General features: G+C 66.2%; 13 protein-coding genes and 1 other RNA gene. 5 read left to right on the top strand and 9 right to left on the bottom strand.

Annotated features, from left to right (window positions below; all coding sequences use genetic code 11):
• Positions 1–470 precede the first annotated feature (470 nt).
• A complete protein-coding gene (locus ACH2CY_RS25475; protein WP_395022660.1) occupies positions 471–1,484 on the top strand; it encodes a DUF2280 domain-containing protein in 1,014 nt (337 codons plus the stop codon).
• A 6-nt stretch (positions 1,485–1,490) separates the two neighbouring features.
• On the opposite strand, the gene ACH2CY_RS25470 is transcribed toward ACH2CY_RS25475, so the two are convergent.
• The 4 genes from ACH2CY_RS25470 to ACH2CY_RS25455 all read right to left on the bottom strand — a co-directional run bounded on the left by ACH2CY_RS25470 (position 1,491) and on the right by ACH2CY_RS25455 (position 5,797).
• Entirely contained in the window at positions 1,491–1,727 is a 237-nt protein-coding gene (locus ACH2CY_RS25470) for a ribbon-helix-helix domain-containing protein (RefSeq protein ID WP_395022659.1), read from the bottom strand.
• On the bottom strand, positions 1,727–2,740 hold the full coding sequence (locus ACH2CY_RS25465; protein WP_395022658.1) for an ornithine cyclodeaminase family protein: 1,014 nt from the start codon (positions 2,738–2,740) through the stop codon (positions 1,727–1,729). The genes ACH2CY_RS25470 and ACH2CY_RS25465 overlap by 1 nt, the downstream gene beginning before the upstream one ends.
• Positions 2,741–2,752: 12 nt before the next feature.
• Positions 2,753–4,162: a class II fumarate hydratase gene (gene fumC / locus ACH2CY_RS25460; protein ID WP_395022656.1), complete on the bottom strand. Its 1,410-nt coding sequence runs from the start codon at positions 4,160–4,162 to the stop codon at positions 2,753–2,755.
• A 69-nt stretch (positions 4,163–4,231) separates the two neighbouring features.
• Positions 4,232–5,797, bottom strand: a complete 1,566-nt coding sequence (locus ACH2CY_RS25455; protein WP_395022655.1) for a trimethylamine methyltransferase family protein — start codon at positions 5,795–5,797, stop codon at positions 4,232–4,234.
• Positions 5,798–6,129: 332 nt separating this feature from the next.
• Here ACH2CY_RS25455 and ACH2CY_RS25450 point away from each other — a divergent pair, with 332 nt between their 5' ends.
• Together ACH2CY_RS25450 and ACH2CY_RS25445 are read left to right on the top strand one after the other, a co-directional pair.
• Positions 6,130–10,152 (top strand): response regulator, encoded by a 4,023-nt coding sequence (locus ACH2CY_RS25450; protein ID WP_395022654.1) that lies wholly within the window; start codon positions 6,130–6,132, stop codon positions 10,150–10,152.
• 13 nt (positions 10,153–10,165) lie between these two features.
• On the top strand, positions 10,166–11,308 hold the full coding sequence (locus ACH2CY_RS25445; RefSeq protein ID WP_395022653.1) for a two-component system response regulator: 1,143 nt from the start codon (positions 10,166–10,168) through the stop codon (positions 11,306–11,308).
• Between the two features lie 10 nt (positions 11,309–11,318).
• On the opposite strand, the gene ACH2CY_RS25440 is transcribed toward ACH2CY_RS25445, so the two are convergent.
• From ACH2CY_RS25440 to ssrA, 5 genes are all read right to left on the bottom strand, one after another.
• Entirely contained in the window at positions 11,319–11,726 is a 408-nt protein-coding gene (locus ACH2CY_RS25440; RefSeq protein ID WP_395022651.1) for a response regulator, read from the bottom strand.
• 66 nt (positions 11,727–11,792) lie between these two features.
• Positions 11,793–12,188 (bottom strand): TfoX/Sxy family protein, encoded by a 396-nt coding sequence (locus ACH2CY_RS25435; protein ID WP_395022649.1) that lies wholly within the window; start codon positions 12,186–12,188, stop codon positions 11,793–11,795.
• A 112-nt stretch (positions 12,189–12,300) separates the two neighbouring features.
• Positions 12,301–12,540: a hypothetical protein gene (locus ACH2CY_RS25430; RefSeq protein WP_395022648.1), complete on the bottom strand. Its 240-nt coding sequence runs from the start codon at positions 12,538–12,540 to the stop codon at positions 12,301–12,303.
• A 495-nt stretch (positions 12,541–13,035) separates the two neighbouring features.
• Positions 13,036–13,569 (bottom strand): SspB family protein, encoded by a 534-nt coding sequence (locus ACH2CY_RS25425; RefSeq protein WP_395022646.1) that lies wholly within the window; start codon positions 13,567–13,569, stop codon positions 13,036–13,038.
• Between the two features lie 107 nt (positions 13,570–13,676).
• Positions 13,677–14,033, bottom strand: a transfer-messenger RNA (tmRNA) gene (gene ssrA / locus ACH2CY_RS25420).
• Between the two features lie 73 nt (positions 14,034–14,106).
• Between ssrA and thyX the strand changes: the two genes are divergently transcribed.
• Together thyX and ACH2CY_RS25410 are read left to right on the top strand one after the other, a co-directional pair.
• Positions 14,107–15,045, top strand: a complete 939-nt coding sequence (gene thyX, locus ACH2CY_RS25415) for an FAD-dependent thymidylate synthase (protein WP_395022645.1) — start codon at positions 14,107–14,109, stop codon at positions 15,043–15,045.
• A 7-nt stretch (positions 15,046–15,052) separates the two neighbouring features.
• Positions 15,053–15,625: a murein L,D-transpeptidase family protein gene (locus ACH2CY_RS25410; protein ID WP_395022644.1), complete on the top strand. Its 573-nt coding sequence runs from the start codon at positions 15,053–15,055 to the stop codon at positions 15,623–15,625.
• The last annotated feature ends 3 nt before the right edge of the window (positions 15,626–15,628 follow it).

Here is a 15,628-nt window from a genome sequence, read left to right as displayed (position 1 = left end):
GCTCCGGCTGAGGCCGCACCCGCCGAAGCTGCACCCGCTGAGGCTGCACCCGCGGAACCGGCACCCGCCGAACCGGCGCCGGGCGAGCTCATTCCGGTCCCCGGCAACGAAACGACCACGGAGCCCGCGGGAGAACCGGGCGCCAGCGGGAACTGAACGAAGCGCGGGGGGGGGCCACCGAGCCGATCTTCCCCTTCCCCCTTCAGGGGGAAGGCCGGGATGGGGGCGCGTGCAGCCTGAGCGCCCGAAATCCAGCACATGGCTGCGCAGCGTTTTAAGGCAATAAGCACACTATTGTATAAGTTTCTCGTCTAGGCTATACTGCCTTCCGCAGTGTGGCCATGTCCCCGGCCGCCTGCGCCCCCGCCCTGCGGGCTTTTCCGCTTTCCGGCACCGCTTTGTGCCGCGTTCCCGCTTGGCAAAAACCGAAGGCGACGGCCCCGCGTCGCCGAGCCCCGTGAGGAAGCCCCATGACCTCGACCCAGACCGCAACCAGACAGCACGCAGACGCCGTGGAGTTCTCGCCGGACCGTCTGAAGTCGTTCATCGAAACCCGCTTGCGCCGCCGCGAGGCGCCCGAGCGGATCGCCGCCGCCGTGCGCGGCTGTTTCGGCATCGCGTTCGACGCCGACCAGGTGGTCCCCTACTGGAAAGGCGAAATCACGCTGCCGACGCAGACCGAGCACAGACAGGACAAGGAATCCGTGCAGCTTCCGGCGGACCAGCCGGCGGAACCCGCGTTCACCCTTATGGCCGAGGTCGAGACGCCCGCGCCGACGCCGTTCTCCGTTGTGCCGGACGATGCCCCCGCAACGCAGACCGGACGCAGACAGAATGCGGAATCCCCGCTGGAAGCGTACGCCCTGCAAATTCCGCCCTCCCTGCATATTCCATCGGACCCGGTGGATGAGCCCCGCGTCACCCGCGAGGAGCGCGACGCGGCGATCGACGCCTTGGGCGCGCTGGCGAAGGCGCAGCTCGGCATTGCACCCGATCCCGCGGCAGACTCTGCGGAAGCCGCCGACGGCGCGGGCGCGGAGGATGCGACGACACAGACCGGACGCAGACAGAATCAAAAGCCCAAGCCCGAACTGCCCGACGAGGTCAAGGCCTTCATCGTGCGCGGCTTGGCGCGCTACGAGACCCCGACGCGCGTGGCGGCCTCGGTGAAAGCGAATTTCGGCATCGAGATCGACCGCCGCCAGGTCTACGCCTACGACCCGGCCGGCTCGCGCCGCCCGGCGCAGCGCTGGATGGACCTCCACGCCGCGACCCGCGCGAAGTTCCTGGACGCCACCAGCGAGATCGGAGTCGCGCAGAAAGTGGTCCGGCTGCGGATGCTCGACCGCTTCGCAAACCGCATGGAGGAAGCCAACTATCCGGAGCGGGCCGCCGCCTTCCTGGCCCAGGCGGCCAAGGAATGCGGCGGCTTCTACGAGCGCTACGCGCGCCCGACCCGCGCCGCGGCCCCGGCCTCCGCGTGAGCGCACTCAGCCGGTGTTGCGCTCGTTCAGCACGAAGACCCGGATCGCGCTGGAGAGGTTCGGCGTCGCGGGATCGGCGGCGCGCGCATCGTCGATCGCCGCGATCAACCCGGCGACCGTGGTCCCACGCTGCTGGGCCATCGCGGTCAGCGCTTCCCAGAAGGCCGCTTCAAGCGTGATGCTGGTGCGGTGGCCGGCGATGCTGACCGAATGCTTGCTGAGCCGGGTCGGCGAGTCCGCCATCAGCGGAAACGCAGGCTCTGGCCGAGGCCGCGGCCCGCCGCCTTGTCGAGCAGGGCGGCACCCAGCGCGATGTCGCTGAGGCTGAGGCCTCGATGCCAGAACAGGATGGTCTCGTCGTCGCTTTCGCGGCCGGGTTTCTTGCCGGCGACGATCTCGCCCAGCTCGGCATGCAGGTTGGCTTCGCTCAGCCGATCGGAATCGACATGGGCGCGCAGCGCGCCGAAGGGCAGGCCCTTGCGGCACTGGCCCCAGTCATCGACCACCATCTTGTCCATGATGTCGGTCAGGCTGAGCTCGACCGCGCTCATTGTGCCGTAGGGAACGACGAAGGCGCCGCGCTTGATCCATTCGGTCTTGAACAGGGGCTCGGGTGCCGGCAGGCGCGAGGCCTCGACCAGGATGTCGGCGCCCTTCAGACAATCTTCCCAATTGTCGGTCGCCACGACCTTCTTGCCGAGATCGGCGGAGAGCCGTGCCGCGAAGGCATCGCGGCTCTCCGGCCGCTTGGAATGGACCCGGATCTCCGCGAAGTCGAACAGATGGTCGAGCAGCCGCACGTTCCAATAAGCGGTGCCGCGCGCGCCGACATGGCCGAGCACGCGGGAATCCTTCCGCGCGAGATGCTTCGCGCCCAGCGCGGTCATCGCCCCGGTGCGCATGTCGGTGATGGCGGTCGCGTCGAGGATCGCCTTCGGCATGCCGGTGGTGGGATCGAACAGGTTGAGGATCGCCATCTCGGAGGGCAGGCCGAGCTTGTAGTTGTTGACGAAGTCGCCGACCACCTTCACGCCGGCGAAGCCCAGCGGCTTCACCACGCCGCGCAGCACGTTGAAATGTCCCTGCGCCGAGCTCTCCGGAATGAGATGCACGCGCGGCTCGATCACCGTCGCGCCCGACCCTTGCGCGCGCAACCCGGACTCGACGGCGCCCAGGATCTCGTCGTCGCTCAGGGCGAGCGCAGCGACATCCGCGCCGTTCAGATAGGTGATGTGGACTTGCTGCTCGACGCTCACTGCGGCGGTGTCTTACTTGGGCCCCAGCATGTCTTCCGGCCGCACCCATTGATCGAACTGCTTCTCGGTCAGCAGGCCGAGCGCCATCGCCGCCTGTTTCAGGCTGGTGCCTTCCTTATGCGCCTTCTTCGCCACCTTGGCGGCGTTGTCATAGCCGATATGGGTGTTGAGCGCGGTCACCAGCATCAGCGACTGGTCGAGCGACTGCTTGATCCGCGGCAGGTTCGGGGTGATGCCGACCACGCAATTGTCGGTGAAGCTCATGCAGGCATCGGCGATCAACTGGCCCGACTGAAGCACGTTGTGGATGATCACCGGCTTGAAGACGTTGAGCTCGAGATGGCCGTTGGAGCAGGCGACGGTGACGGCGACGTTGTTGCCCATGATCTGGGCCGCCACCATGGTCATCGCCTCGGCCTGGGTCGGGTTGACCTTGCCCGGCATGATCGAGGAACCCGGCTCGTTCTCCGGCAGGTTGATCTCGGCGAGACCCGAGCGCGGGCCGGAGCCCAGGAGCCGGATGTCGTTGGCGATCTTCATCAGCGAGGCGGCGATCACGTTGTAGGCGCCGGAGATCTCGGCGAAGGCGTCATGCGCCGCCATGCCCTCGAACTTGTTCTCGGCGGCGACGAACTTGACGCCGCTAAGCGCCGAAAGCTCCGCAGCGAAGGCCTTGTCGAAGCCCTTGGCGGCGTTGAGGCCCGTGCCGACCGCGGTGCCGCCCTGCGGAATGTCGAGCAGGCGCGGCAGGCAGGCCTTCACCCGGGCGATCCCGTTCTTCACCTGCGCCGCATAGCCGGAGAACTCCTGGCCCAAGGTCACCGGCGTCGCATCCTGCAGATGGGTGCGGCCGATCTTGATGATCTTGCCGAACTCCCTGGCCTTCTTGTCGAGCGCCTTCTGCAGATGCGTCAGCGCCGGGATCACCTCGTCCAGCGCCTGGCGGACGGCGGCGATGTGCATCGCGGTCGGGAAGCTGTCGTTGGACGACTGGCCGTAGTTCACCTGGTCGTTGGGATGGATCGGCTTCTTGTCGCCGCGCTTGCCGCCCAGCATCTCGTTGGCGCGGTTGGCCAGGACCTCGTTGACGTTCATGTTGGTCTGGGTGCCGGAACCGGTCTGCCACACCACCAGCGGGAAATGCTCGTCCAGCGCGCCGGAGGCGACTTCCGCCGCCGCCGCGTCGATCGCCTTGCCGAGTTTCGGGTCGAGCTTCTTCAGCTTCATGTTGGCGCGCGCCGCCGCCTGCTTCAGCAGGCCGAAAGCGCGGATCAGGCCGACCGGCATCCGTTGCCCGCCGATCTTGAAATTCTGCAGGCTGCGCTGGGTCTGCGCGCCCCAGAGCTTGTCGGCCGGCACGTCGATCGGGCCGAAGGAATCGGTTTCGCTGCGGGTGGTGGTCTTCGGGGCGGCTTTCGCCATGGGAAGGGGCTCCGGATGAGGCTTCGTTCTGCGGCTTTTACCGGGAAATCCGGCGGCGGAAAAGGCCCGTCAGGATACCGGCGCGGCGCCACCTTCCGCCGTGCGTTGCGCGATGAAGGGGTCGAGACTCTCGGCGATGCCCTGCGTCGCGGCCGGCGGCTGGAACTCGGCGACGATCTTGCGCCACACCCCTTGCGCGCGTTCGGTCGCGGTCTTCGATCCCGCCTCGGTCCAGTTGCCGTAGTTGGAAAGGTCGGCGACCAGCGGTTCGTAGAAGGCGCTGCGGTAGCGCGCCATGGTCTGGGTGGTGGCGAAGAAATGGCCGCCGGGGCTCACTTCAGCGATCGCATCGAAGCCGATGGCGTCGGCATCCGCCGGGGTGGCGACGCAGAGCTCGGCGATCGATTGCAGGACCTCGAGGTCGGTGATCATCTTCTCGAAGGAAAAGGCGAGGCCGCCTTCCAGCCAGCCGGCGGAATGGACCAGCATGCTGCAGCCCGAGAGCACGGCGCCCCAGAGCGCCAACTGGGTCTCGTTGGCGGCTTGCGCATCGGCGATGTTGGCGGCGCTGCCGCCGCCGCCGCGCCAGGGCAGGCCGAGATGGCGCGCGAGCTGGCCGGAGCCGAGCGTCGCCTTGAAATGCTCGGGCGTGCCGAAGGCGGGTGCTCCGGATTTCATATCGACGTTGGAGCTGAAGCTGCCATAGACCACCGGCGCGCCCTGGCGGCAGAGCTGCGCCAGCGTGAGGCCGGCGAGGGCTTCGGCATGCTGCAAGGTGATCGCGCCGGCGATGGTGATCGGCGCCATGGCGCCGGCGAGGCAGAAGGGCGTGATCACCGAGATCTGGCCGGCGCGGGCGAAATCGATGATGCCCTGGGCCATCGGGATGTCGAGCTGGCGCGGCGAGTTGGTGTTGATGATCGTGTAGCTGTGGGCCGCCGCCGCGAACTCGGATTCACTCAGGCCGCGGGCGCGACGGATCATCTCGAAACAGTCCAGCACCTGCGGGCGGCCGCGGGCATAGACGAAGGGGAATTTGTCGGAGAGCGTCAGCTGGGTGCGCATCATCTCGAGATGGCGCAGATGGATGGGGATGTCCTGCGGCTCGACATAGGGTGCTTGCATATGCAGCACGTCGAAGCTCTGGGTGAGGCGGGTCAGGTCCTGGAAATCCGCGAGGCTGCCGGCGCGGCGGCCGCGCGCGATGTCGGTCGCGTTGGGCGTGCCGGAGCCGGCGACGAAGGTGAGGGCGCCGGTCTCGAGGCGGAGGTCGCGCGCGCGATCGCCGGCGCGGGCTTCGAAGGAACGCGGCGCCGAGGCGAGCGCGGCCTCGACGATGTCGCGGCCGATCCGCACCATCTGGCTCTCTTCATCGACCCGCGCGCCGGCGGCGGCGAAGATCTGCCGTGCTTCCGGCAGCAGCACCTTGAGGCCGAGCTCTTCCAGCACCCGCAGCGCGGTCGCATGGATCGCCTCGATCCGGTCGTCGGAGAACACGGCTTGCGGCGCGAACGGGTTGCGCAGCCGGCGATAAGCTTCGCTCCGCCGCGGACCGGGCGCGGCTTCCGCCGGACGGCCGCGCCGCCGGCCACCGCGCGTTCCGATCGCCGCCTCATTCATGATGGCCCGCCCCATGCTGCCTGCATGCGGACGGTAGCCGCGGCACGGCGCCGGCGCCGTTGTGATTTTCTCACGCCGCGATGAGGCCCGCCGTGCTGCGAACGAGAGGCCCGCCTGTTTAGAGATCAGGGTTAGCATCATAGTCCGGGTGTGATTTGACCTGGCCCAGAGCCGCTGCCGCGCGGCGCGGCTGTGAAGAAAAATCCTTTGTCTTCAATCGTCTAATGCGAAGCGCCAGCCGGTCCATCCGGCCTGAACAGGCTTAACGTCCGGTAAATCTTCGCACCTTAGACTTCTGTAAAATCCCATCGGCCCGAGGGGGATGCTTGAGCGGAGGTGGTCACCGGATGATCGCGGCGAGCAACCGGCGCCAAACGATCGATCGCGCAACGGCGACGCTCGCCCGCATGCTGCGTGCCGTCTGCTTTGCGCTCTCGGCGCTGCTGTCGATCAGCGTCGCCGCCTGGGCTCAGCAGCACGACGACTCTGTCTGGGTGCCGCTGACCTCGGAAGAACGCACCTGGCTCGCCAACCATCAGCCGATTCGGCTGGGTCTCTACAAGGGCGGCTGGGCGCCCTTCGACCTGATGGATCGCACCGGCCGGCATCAAGGCATCAGCGCCGATTATCTCGCGCTCGTCACCCAGCGGCTGGGCATCATGGTCGAGCCGGTTGTCTATGCCGACTGGCGCTCCGTGCTCGAGGCGGCGAAGCGCCAGGAGGTCGACCTCCTGGTCTCCGTGGGCCAGACGCCGGAGCGCGAAGCCTATCTCGCCTTCTCCAAGCCCTACATCACCAGCAACAACGTGGTGGTCGCCCGGCGCAGCGATTCCGGAATCCGCTCGATCGACGACCTCGCCGGCAAGATCGTGGTGATCGAGAAGGGCTACGCGATCAACGATGTGCTGCCGGTCAAGGTGCCGACCGTCAAGATCGTCAATGTCGAGGACACCGAGGCGGCGCTGCGCGCGGTGGCATCCGGGCGCGCGGACGCCTATGTCGGCGACCTCATCGTCTCCACCTTCCTGATCAGCCGGTTGAACCTCGCAAACCTCGACCTGCGCGGCGAGGCCGGCTTCAAGACCAGCGAGTTGCATTTCGCCGTCCGCAAGGACTGGCCGGAACTGGCCGGCCTGATCGACCGCGCGATCGAAACCATCAGCGACGCCGAGCGCCAGGAGATCCGCGACCGCTGGCTGCCGCATGTCGCGTCGATCGACTGGGGCGATATCGCCGCGAAATACTGGCCGATCCCGCTGGCGATCGCGCTGCTGCTGGCCTGGGCGGTGGTCTCGAACCGTCGCCTGCGCCACGAAGTGGAAGAGCGCCTGAAGGCCGAACGCGACGCCGAGCGGCATCGCGCCGAGCTGCAGGCGATCATGGACAACGCGCCGGCCCTCATCTACCAGAAGGGCGTCGATGGCCGGTATCTCTTCGTCAACAAGCATTGGAGCGCGGCCTTCGGCTTCAAGGACGGCGACGCGGTCGGCAAGACCGACCATGAGCTCTTCCCGGCGGCCTCGGCCGCGGAGATCGTCGCCAGCGACAAGTATGTGATCGAGAGCGGCCAGGTGCGGATCGCCGAGGAGCAGCTGCCGCTGGTCGACGGCATGCACACCGCCATCAACACCATGTTCCCGCTGATGGACGAGATCGGCAAGGCCTACGCGGTCTGCGGCTTCTGCACCGACATCACCGAAAGGAAGCGCGCGGAAGAGAAGTTCCGCATGATCTTCGACAACACGCTCGACGCCTTCTTCCTGTTCAACGCCCAGGGCTTCCTCGACTGCAATGCGGCGGCCTTGCGGCTGTTCGGCATTCCGGACCGCGCGCGGATGCAGGGCCTGGACATCATGGATCCTCGCCTGACCCCGCCGACCCAGCCGGACGGCAAGGCCTCGGCCGACGTCGTCAAGGCGGCGCTGGACGAAGTCGTGCGCACCGGCCGGCCGGTCACCTTCGACTGGTGCAATCGGAAATGGGACAGCGGCGAGCCGTTCTTCAGCGAAGTCGTGCTGATGATGCTGGAGATGGAAGGCGAGCACGTCGCCTTCGCCAACGTCCGCGACATCACGCCGAGGAAGCGCGCCGAGGAGGCGATCCTCAACGCCAAGCAGGCGGCCGAGGCGGCGACCCAGGCCAAGAGCGACTTCCTCGCCAACATGAGCCACGAGATCCGCACGCCGATGAACGCGATCATCGGCATGTCGCATCTCGCGCTGAAGACCGCGCTCGACCCGCGGCAGCGCGACTACGTGAAGAAGATCCAGCAGGCCGGCCAGCACCTGATGGGCATCATCAACGACATCCTGGACTTCTCCAAGATCGAAGCCGGCAAGCTCTCGACCGAGGAGATCGACTTCGACCTCGAGAAGGTGATGGAGAACGTCTCGACCCTGGTCTCGGAAAAGGCCGGCGCCAAGGGACTGGAGCTCATCATCGAGGTCGATCGCACGGTGCCGGCGACCCTGCGCGGCGATCCGCTGCGGCTCGGGCAGATCCTGATCAACTATGCCAACAACGCGGTCAAGTTCACCGAGACCGGCGAGATCCACATCGCGGTCAAGGCGGATGCGATCGCCGACGACTATGTGGTGCTGCGCTTCTCGGTGCGCGACACCGGCATCGGCATGACGCCGGAGCAGAAGGCCCGGATGTTCCAGTCCTTCCAGCAGGCCGACAGCTCGACCACGCGCAAATACGGCGGCACCGGCCTCGGGCTCGCGATCTCGAAGCGCCTCGCCGAGCTGATGGGCGGCACGGTCGGGGTCGAGAGCGAGGCCGGGCAGGGCAGCACCTTCTGGTTCACCGCGAAGCTCGGCAAGGGTGCCGCACAGCGCAAGGCGCTGATCCCGAACCCGGACCTGCGCGGGCTCAAGGTGCTGGTGGTGGACGACAACCCGCACGCCCGCATGGTGCTCGCCGAGATGCTGTCGGACATGACCTTCGAAACGCTGCAGGCCGGTTCCGGCGCCGAGGCGGTCGCGGCGCTGAAGGCCGAAGCCGCGGCCGGAAAGCCGATCCAGGCGGTCTACCTCGACTGGCAGATGCCGGCGCTGGACGGATTGGAGACCGCTGCGGCGATCCGCGCCCTCGATCTCGCGCCCGCGCCGCACCTCATCATGGTGACGGCGCATGGCCGCGAGGATGTGCTGAAGCGGGCGCCCGCCGCGGGCATCGAAGCCGTGCTGATCAAGCCGGTAGCGCCCTCGCTGCTATTCGACACCACGATCCGCATCTTCGGAACCGTACCCGATGAGTCTAGGGGCGAGAGCCAGGCCGCGGGTGAGGAACTCGTCACCCTGCCGGCCAATCTGCAGGGCGCCCGGGTTCTGCTGGTCGAGGACAACGACTTCAACCAGGATGTCGCGACCGAGCTCTTGAAGGAAGTCGGCCTCAAGGTCGAGGTGGCGGAGAATGGCGCGGTAGCGCTCGAGAAGCTCCGCGCGGCGCCCAACGGCAGCTTCGACCTGGTGCTGATGGACATGCAGATGCCGGTCATGGACGGCATCGCCGCGACCATCGAGATCCGCAAGCAGCCGCGCTTCGACAGCCTGCCGATCGTGGCGATGACCGCGAATGTCATGGCGGCGGAGCGGCAGAAATGCCTCGACGCCGGGATGAACGACCATGTCGCCAAGCCGATCGACCCGGCCGCGCTGTTCGGCGCCCTGGCACGCTGGTTGACGCCGCGCGCAGAGGCGGAGCCTGAGCCGCGCCGTCACCCGGCGAGCGCCGCCGATTTCGCCGACGGCTTCGACCCCGCCGGCCTCAACATCGACGGGCTCGATGTGAAGCTCGGCCTTTCGCGCGTGCTCGGCAAGCGGCGGCTCTACAGCGACCTGCTGCTGAAATTCGCGCGCGACCAGACCAAGGCGCCGCAGCTGCTGCAGGAGGCGCTGGACGCCCGCGATCTCGCCACCGCGCAACGCCTGGCCCATACCGCGAAGGGGCTGGCCGGCAACGTCGGCGCGACCCGGCTGCAGGAACAGGCGGGGCTGCTGGAGGCGGCCATCCGCGAGCGCGCGCCGCGCGAGAAGATCGATCCGCTGCTCGGTGTCTGGCGCGCCGGCCTGCGCGATCTCATCTCCGAGCTCTGGGCTTCGCTGCCGGCGCCGCAAGCGCGGCCGCAGAACGGCGCGGCCAACGATACCGAGCGACAGCGCGACGTCATGCGCCGGCTGATGACCCTGTTGAAGAGCGACGACAGCGACGCCGTCGATCTGGTCGATGCCGAGGCCGAGACCTTGCGTGCGGCCCTCGGCGCCTCGGGGTTCGAGGCTCTGGCCGAGGCGTCGCATGCCTTCGATTTCGATGCTGCTTTGCAGGAATTGAGCCGCGGCGCCCAAACCGCCGATCTCGCGCTCTGAAAGGATGGGACTTATGGAAACCGTCGAATCAGGCAACGTCCCGACCATCCTCGCCGTCGATGATGCGCCGGTCAATCTGTCGCTGATCACCGGACTGCTGAAGAGCCACTATCGGGTGAAGGTGGCCAATTCCGGCGAGAAGGCGCTGCGGATTGTGCATTCGGACCTGCCGCCGGACTTGGTGCTGCTCGATGTGATGATGCCCGATCTCGACGGCATCGAAGTCTGCCGGCGATTGAAGGCAGACCCCCGGACGCGGCATGTCCCGGTGATCTTCCTGACCGCGATGTCGAGCAGCGATGACGAGCGTGTCGGCCTCGAGGCCGGCGCCGTCGACTACATCACCAAGCCGATCAGCCCGCCGATCCTGCTGGCGCGGGTGAAGACCCATCTGCAGATGAAAGCCGGCCAGGACTTCCTGAAGGACAAGAACGCCTATCTCGAGAACGAGGTGATTCGCCGCACGCGCGAGGTCCAGGCGATTCAGGATGTCACCATCTTCACCATGGCTTCTTTGGCGGAGACCCGGGACAACGAGACCGGCAATCACATCCGCCGCACCCAGCACTATGTCAAAGCGCTGGCGGTCAAGCTGCGCGACCATCCGCGCTTCGCCGGCTACTTCACCGATCACGCGATAGATCTTCTGTTCAAGTCGGCGCCGCTGCACGACATCGGCAAGGTCGGTATTCCCGACAAGATCCTGCTGAAGCCCGGTAAGCTCACTCCGGAAGAGTTCGAGGTCATGAAGACCCACACCACGCTGGGCCGCGATGCCATCGAGCATGCGGAGCGGCAGCTCGGTACGCCGGTCGAGTTCCTGAAGCTGGCGAAGGAGATCGCCCTGTCGCACCAGGAGAAATGGGACGGGTCGGGATATCCGGAGGGATTGGCGGGCGAGGCGATTCCGGTTTCGGCGCGGTTGATGGCGGTGGCGGATGTCTACGATGCGCTGATCAGCCGCCGGGTCTACAAGCCGCCGTTCACGCACGAGCGCGCGGTCGAGATGATCGCCGAGGGACGCGGCCGGCATTTCGATCCCGACATCGCCGATGCGTTCCTGGAGATCCGCGAGGAGTTCCGCACCATCGCCTTGAAGTTCGCCGATACCGACGGCGATATCGCCCGTCAGGCGGAGCGGCTGGTCGAGGCTTGATTTGGGGAGGTCAGGCGTAGGCCACGGCGTCGAGCGCGGAATCCACCGCCGCCGCGAGCGCGCCGGCGGGGAAGGGCTTCTCCAGGATCGAGCTGGCGCCGAGCCGGCGGGCCATGCCGAGTCCGTCGAAATCCACCGAGCGGCCATGGCCGGAGATCGCCACCACCGGAATCTTGATGCCCTGCTCGCGCAGCCAGTTCATCAGCCCGAGCCCGTCCTGCACCGGCATGAAGATGTCGGCGACGATGGCGCTGGGGCTGAAATCGTGGATCAGCTGCTGGGCGGCGCGGCCGTCCTCGGCGCAGATCGTCTGGTAGCCGGCGGCGCGCAGGCAGAGCGAAAGCGTGGCCCGGACCGACGGCTCGTCGTCCACCACCAAGACCAAGGGCGAGGTGTCGCCTTTGCCGACCGCAGACATGGAGTGCTCCTGACTTCAGTACGGGGGCACCATGACCCAGCGGGCAATAGAGATCATTGATTCAGATCAACTGCGGGCGGGATTCCTCGAGCGGCCGGCTGGCGGCCGTTTCCGGCGGGGTTTCGGCCGCTCGACGCTGGCCCGGCGCGCCTCCCGGACCCATTTCCGAAGCTTGGCGGAGTCGCCGAGGACGGGGTCGGGGCAGCGGAAATAGCTGAGACTGACCGACGCTCCGCCGCGGGAATAGGCGAAGGGCGGCATGCCGGCCTGCTCGAAATCCGGGCGGCTGCGATCATCGACCCGCAGCCAGAGCCGGTCCCAGGCGACGAGACCGAAGATCACGCCATCGAGATAGAGGCCATAGCCGCCGAACATCGGTCGGGCGCGGAAATGCCCGAGCGGCGCCAGCTTGGCGTCGATCTCATCGACCAGTTTCTGTTGCAGGGAAGGCGGCTTGGGCATGCGGCGATGGTAGATGCGCGCAGGCCGGCGGCAATGGATTTATCGCCGCCACCCTCCCCCGCCCCGCGGACGAATGTCCGCATTCGCAGTCGGGGGAGGGCTTTGCGGGCGACTAGCTGTCGAGGCCGATGTCGCGCCGCAGATGCGGCGAGAGCTCGACTAGGCGGATCGACTGGATGCGATACCGCCACAGTTCACCGCGGAATCGCCGGCGCGGCGGCGCCTGGCCGGACTGCGAGAGCAGGATCGGCCTTGGGCCCCGCTTGCGATCGCGCCTCAGCGCGGTCGTCAAACGGTCGAGGATGCCCGGCGAGCCGGCGATCAGGTTCAGGAAGCTCAGATAGAGCGCCATTTTCTTCTCCATAAGGTTGTGCCGAAGCGTCGCGCGCGGATGCACCCAGGGATGCATCGGGACATGACTTCTCGTTCGTCGAACGACCCTCTCGGGATGCGCGCGGCGCTGCGGCGGTTTCAGCGGTTGATCAACTCGATGCAGGCGAGCGACGCGATGCTTTCGCGGCCGCGACTCTTTGAATCGGCGGAAGAACGGTGACTCCAGAGCTCCGGCGGCGCGAAAGCCGCGGAAAATCAAGAGTCCAACAGAGTGGCCCCGAGGATGGGACGCGCTGTCTTAAATGTTCTGGCTTAATTCAAGGAGTCGCAGAGCGAAGGCATGCTGCCGTCGCCGGTATCGAATCAGGCGTGCGAAACGCCGTTCATGTTGCAAGTCATTCGACAACCTCCTCCTTGATTTGAGAGGCGCGCGCAACATACCGAGTCGAACGCGCTGCGTCAACCCGCCACAATGTGAGATTGCGCACGAAAATTCGCGCGCGCCGGCGAGAGGTCAGTGCTTCTTGCGGAAATTGTCGAGCGCGATGACGGTCGCGGGCTTTGCGCCGTCGGCGGCGTTGCCTTCGGCGGGCTTGGTCGCGTCGGATTTCTTCGGCAGCGCGGCCGGCGCTTCTTCTTTCGCGGCGACGACCGGCGCCGCCTTGTCGGCGGGTTGCAGCTCGACTTGCTGATTCTTCAATTCGAACTGCAAGCCGAACTTCACCGATGGATCGGTGAAGCTCACCAGCGCCTCGAAGGGTACGTGCAGGCGTTCGTGCTTGCCGCTGAAACTTAATGTCACCGCGAAGGATTCGTCGGTCACTTCGAGACCCCAGAACTGATGCTGGAGCACGATTGTGATCTCTTTCGGGAATTGCGCCTTCAACCCGGGCCCCATGGAGACGCCGGGGAAATCGGTGCGGAAGGTGATGTAGAAGTGGTGGTCTCCGGGCAGGCCCTTGGTCGACACCTGGGCCAGGACTTCACGGGCGACGCCGCGAAGCTGCCGCTCGACAATCCGATCGTACCCCAGTTCGTCCTTTGCCATGCCGATCCAGCCGTTCCCCTGCCGCTTCCCTTTGAACCCTGCCCTGTCAATCTACAGGGGCGGCGCCTCTTTGTGGGCGCCTTCGTCCGGGATCCGGTCGAAAATTCAGTGGGGGGCATTCTGTTGCCCGGCGCCCCCCGAACCGCGTTCTAAGTCAACAGCTTATAGCCCGCGAGGGCTATTAGGCCGCCAGACGAAGATCAGATGCAACGTTGTCGTTGGCATCTCTGAAATGGCCCGATAACGGCGGTACCATGCCGAGCAAAAACTCTGCCTTTACCACGCGCGTCGATCCTGTTTCGCCCCCATAAGTCCTCCTGCGCCGAGGCTCAGGAGGATGAATTTGGTGGAGGCGCCGGGTACTGCCCCCGGGTCCGCAACGCTTATTCTACAGAGCGTTTATCGCCATAGTCGGTTGCCCGACAATCGTTAATATAGGCAAGGACTGGCCCTAAATCAAACCGGCCATTAATTGCCCCCGGCGTCCGGATCGCGTAAAAGTCCCGCCCGTTTCGCGAATACCGGACTGCCCGAATCATGCCGCTTTCCCAGGACCAGCAAGCCGAGATCGACCGCCAGCGCGCCGAATCCGCGTCGACCCGCCGGCCGGTGGCGCCGGCCCTGGAAGAGGTGCTCTACCAGGCGATCCCGGTGCTCGATCACGGCTTCGTCCGGGTCATCGACTACATGGGCGATGACAACGCGGTGGTGCAGGCGGCGCGGGTTTCCTATGGCAAGGGCACCAAGAAGGTCAGCGAGGACAAGGGCCTCATCCACTATCTGATGCGGCACCGGCATTCGACGCCCTTCGAGATGTGCGAGATCAAGTTCCACGTGAAGCTGCCGATCTTCGTCGCGCGGCAATGGATCCGCCATCGCACCGCCAACGTGAACGAGTATTCGGCGCGCTACTCGATCCTGGATCGCGAGTTCTACATCCCGGCGCCCGGGCAGCTGGCGGCGCAATCCGTGGCGAACCGCCAGGGGCGCGGCGACGTGCTGACCGGCGCGGAAGCGGCGCGGGTGCTCGATATCCTGAAGCAGGATTCGACCACCGTTTACGACCACTATGCCGAGATGCTGAACGAGACCGAAGCCGGCGAGACGATCGACGCCGAGAAGCAGGGTCTCGCCCGCGAGCTCGCGCGGATGAATCTCAGCCTCAACTTCTATACCCAGTGGTACTGGAAGATCGATCTCCACAACTTCATGCATTTCCTCAGCCTGCGCGCCGATCCGCACGCCCAGTACGAGATCCGCGTCTATGCTGACGCGATGGTGGATGTGCTCAGGAAATGGGTGCCGCTGACGGCGGAGGCCTTCGAGCAGCATCGGCTGCACGCGACCACGCTCTCGAAGGGTGCACTCGATGCGATCCGGCGGATGCTCAAAGGCGAAACCGTGACGCTCGAGACCAGCGGTCTCGGCAAGCGGGAATGGTCCGAGCTACAGGCCGTGCTGAACGGCGAGCACTGATTTGGCGATGTCCGAAGTTGCTGCCATCGCGGTCGAGACCGCGCCGCCGCTCGTTCTGCCGAGGCCGCGAGGCTGGCGTCCAAGCCGCAGGTTGACGGTGCTGTGTTGCGCCGTTGCGCTCCCGCTGCTCGGCTTTCTTGCTTTCGTCACGATGACCGGTCCGATGATCGCGTTGTTCATCGGCCCGGTGGACCAGGTGCTGGTGGATAAAAGCGCCAGGAAGCTCTGGCTGATGCGCGACGGCGCACGGCTCTATGAGGTCGATATTTCGCTCGGCAAGAACCCGCTCGGCCAGAAGCGGCGCGAAGGCGACCAGCGGACGCCGGAGGGTCGCTATGCGCTGGACTGGCGCGATGCCGGGACCGACTATCACCGGGCGATCCTGGTCTCCTATCCGAGCAAGGCGGACCTCGCGCGGGGTGCGCAAGGCGGCGAGATCATGATCCATGGACAGAAGTATTTCTGGCGCTGGTTCACCAAGTCGCCGCTGACCAACGGTTGCATCGGCGTCAGCAACATCGCCATGGACATCATCTGGTCGTCGACCGAGCTCGGCACGCCGATCGAGATCAGGCCCTGATCC

Source organism: Dongia sp., assembly GCF_041905885.1.
GTDB lineage: Bacteria > Pseudomonadota > Alphaproteobacteria > Dongiales > Dongiaceae > Dongia.
Note: the sequence above shows the minus strand (reverse complement) of the source record. Positions and strands in the feature narration are given on the sequence as shown.

What these genes read in the sequence shown, in the direction of transcription:
- ACH2CY_RS25475 (WP_395022660.1), top strand. Translation starts at nt 471, where the DNA reads ATGACCTCGACCCAGACCGCAACCAGACAGCACGCAGACGCCGTGGAG.
- ACH2CY_RS25470 (WP_395022659.1), bottom strand. Translation starts at nt 1,727, where the DNA reads ATGGCGGACTCGCCGACCCGGCTCAGCAAGCATTCGGTCAGCATCGCC.
- fumC (WP_395022656.1), bottom strand. Translation starts at nt 4,162, where the DNA reads ATGGCGAAAGCCGCCCCGAAGACCACCACCCGCAGCGAAACCGATTCC.
- ACH2CY_RS25455 (WP_395022655.1), bottom strand. Translation starts at nt 5,797, where the DNA reads ATGGGGCGGGCCATCATGAATGAGGCGGCGATCGGAACGCGCGGTGGC.
- ACH2CY_RS25450 (WP_395022654.1), top strand. Translation starts at nt 6,130, where the DNA reads ATGATCGCGGCGAGCAACCGGCGCCAAACGATCGATCGCGCAACGGCG.
- ACH2CY_RS25445 (WP_395022653.1), top strand. Translation starts at nt 10,166, where the DNA reads ATGGAAACCGTCGAATCAGGCAACGTCCCGACCATCCTCGCCGTCGAT.
- ACH2CY_RS25440 (WP_395022651.1), bottom strand. Translation starts at nt 11,726, where the DNA reads ATGTCTGCGGTCGGCAAAGGCGACACCTCGCCCTTGGTCTTGGTGGTG.
- ACH2CY_RS25435 (WP_395022649.1), bottom strand. Translation starts at nt 12,188, where the DNA reads ATGCCCAAGCCGCCTTCCCTGCAACAGAAACTGGTCGATGAGATCGAC.
- ACH2CY_RS25430 (WP_395022648.1), bottom strand. Translation starts at nt 12,540, where the DNA reads ATGGCGCTCTATCTGAGCTTCCTGAACCTGATCGCCGGCTCGCCGGGC.
- ACH2CY_RS25425 (WP_395022646.1), bottom strand. Translation starts at nt 13,569, where the DNA reads ATGGCAAAGGACGAACTGGGGTACGATCGGATTGTCGAGCGGCAGCTT.
- thyX (WP_395022645.1), top strand. Translation starts at nt 14,107, where the DNA reads ATGCCGCTTTCCCAGGACCAGCAAGCCGAGATCGACCGCCAGCGCGCC.
- ACH2CY_RS25410 (WP_395022644.1), top strand. Translation starts at nt 15,053, where the DNA reads ATGTCCGAAGTTGCTGCCATCGCGGTCGAGACCGCGCCGCCGCTCGTT.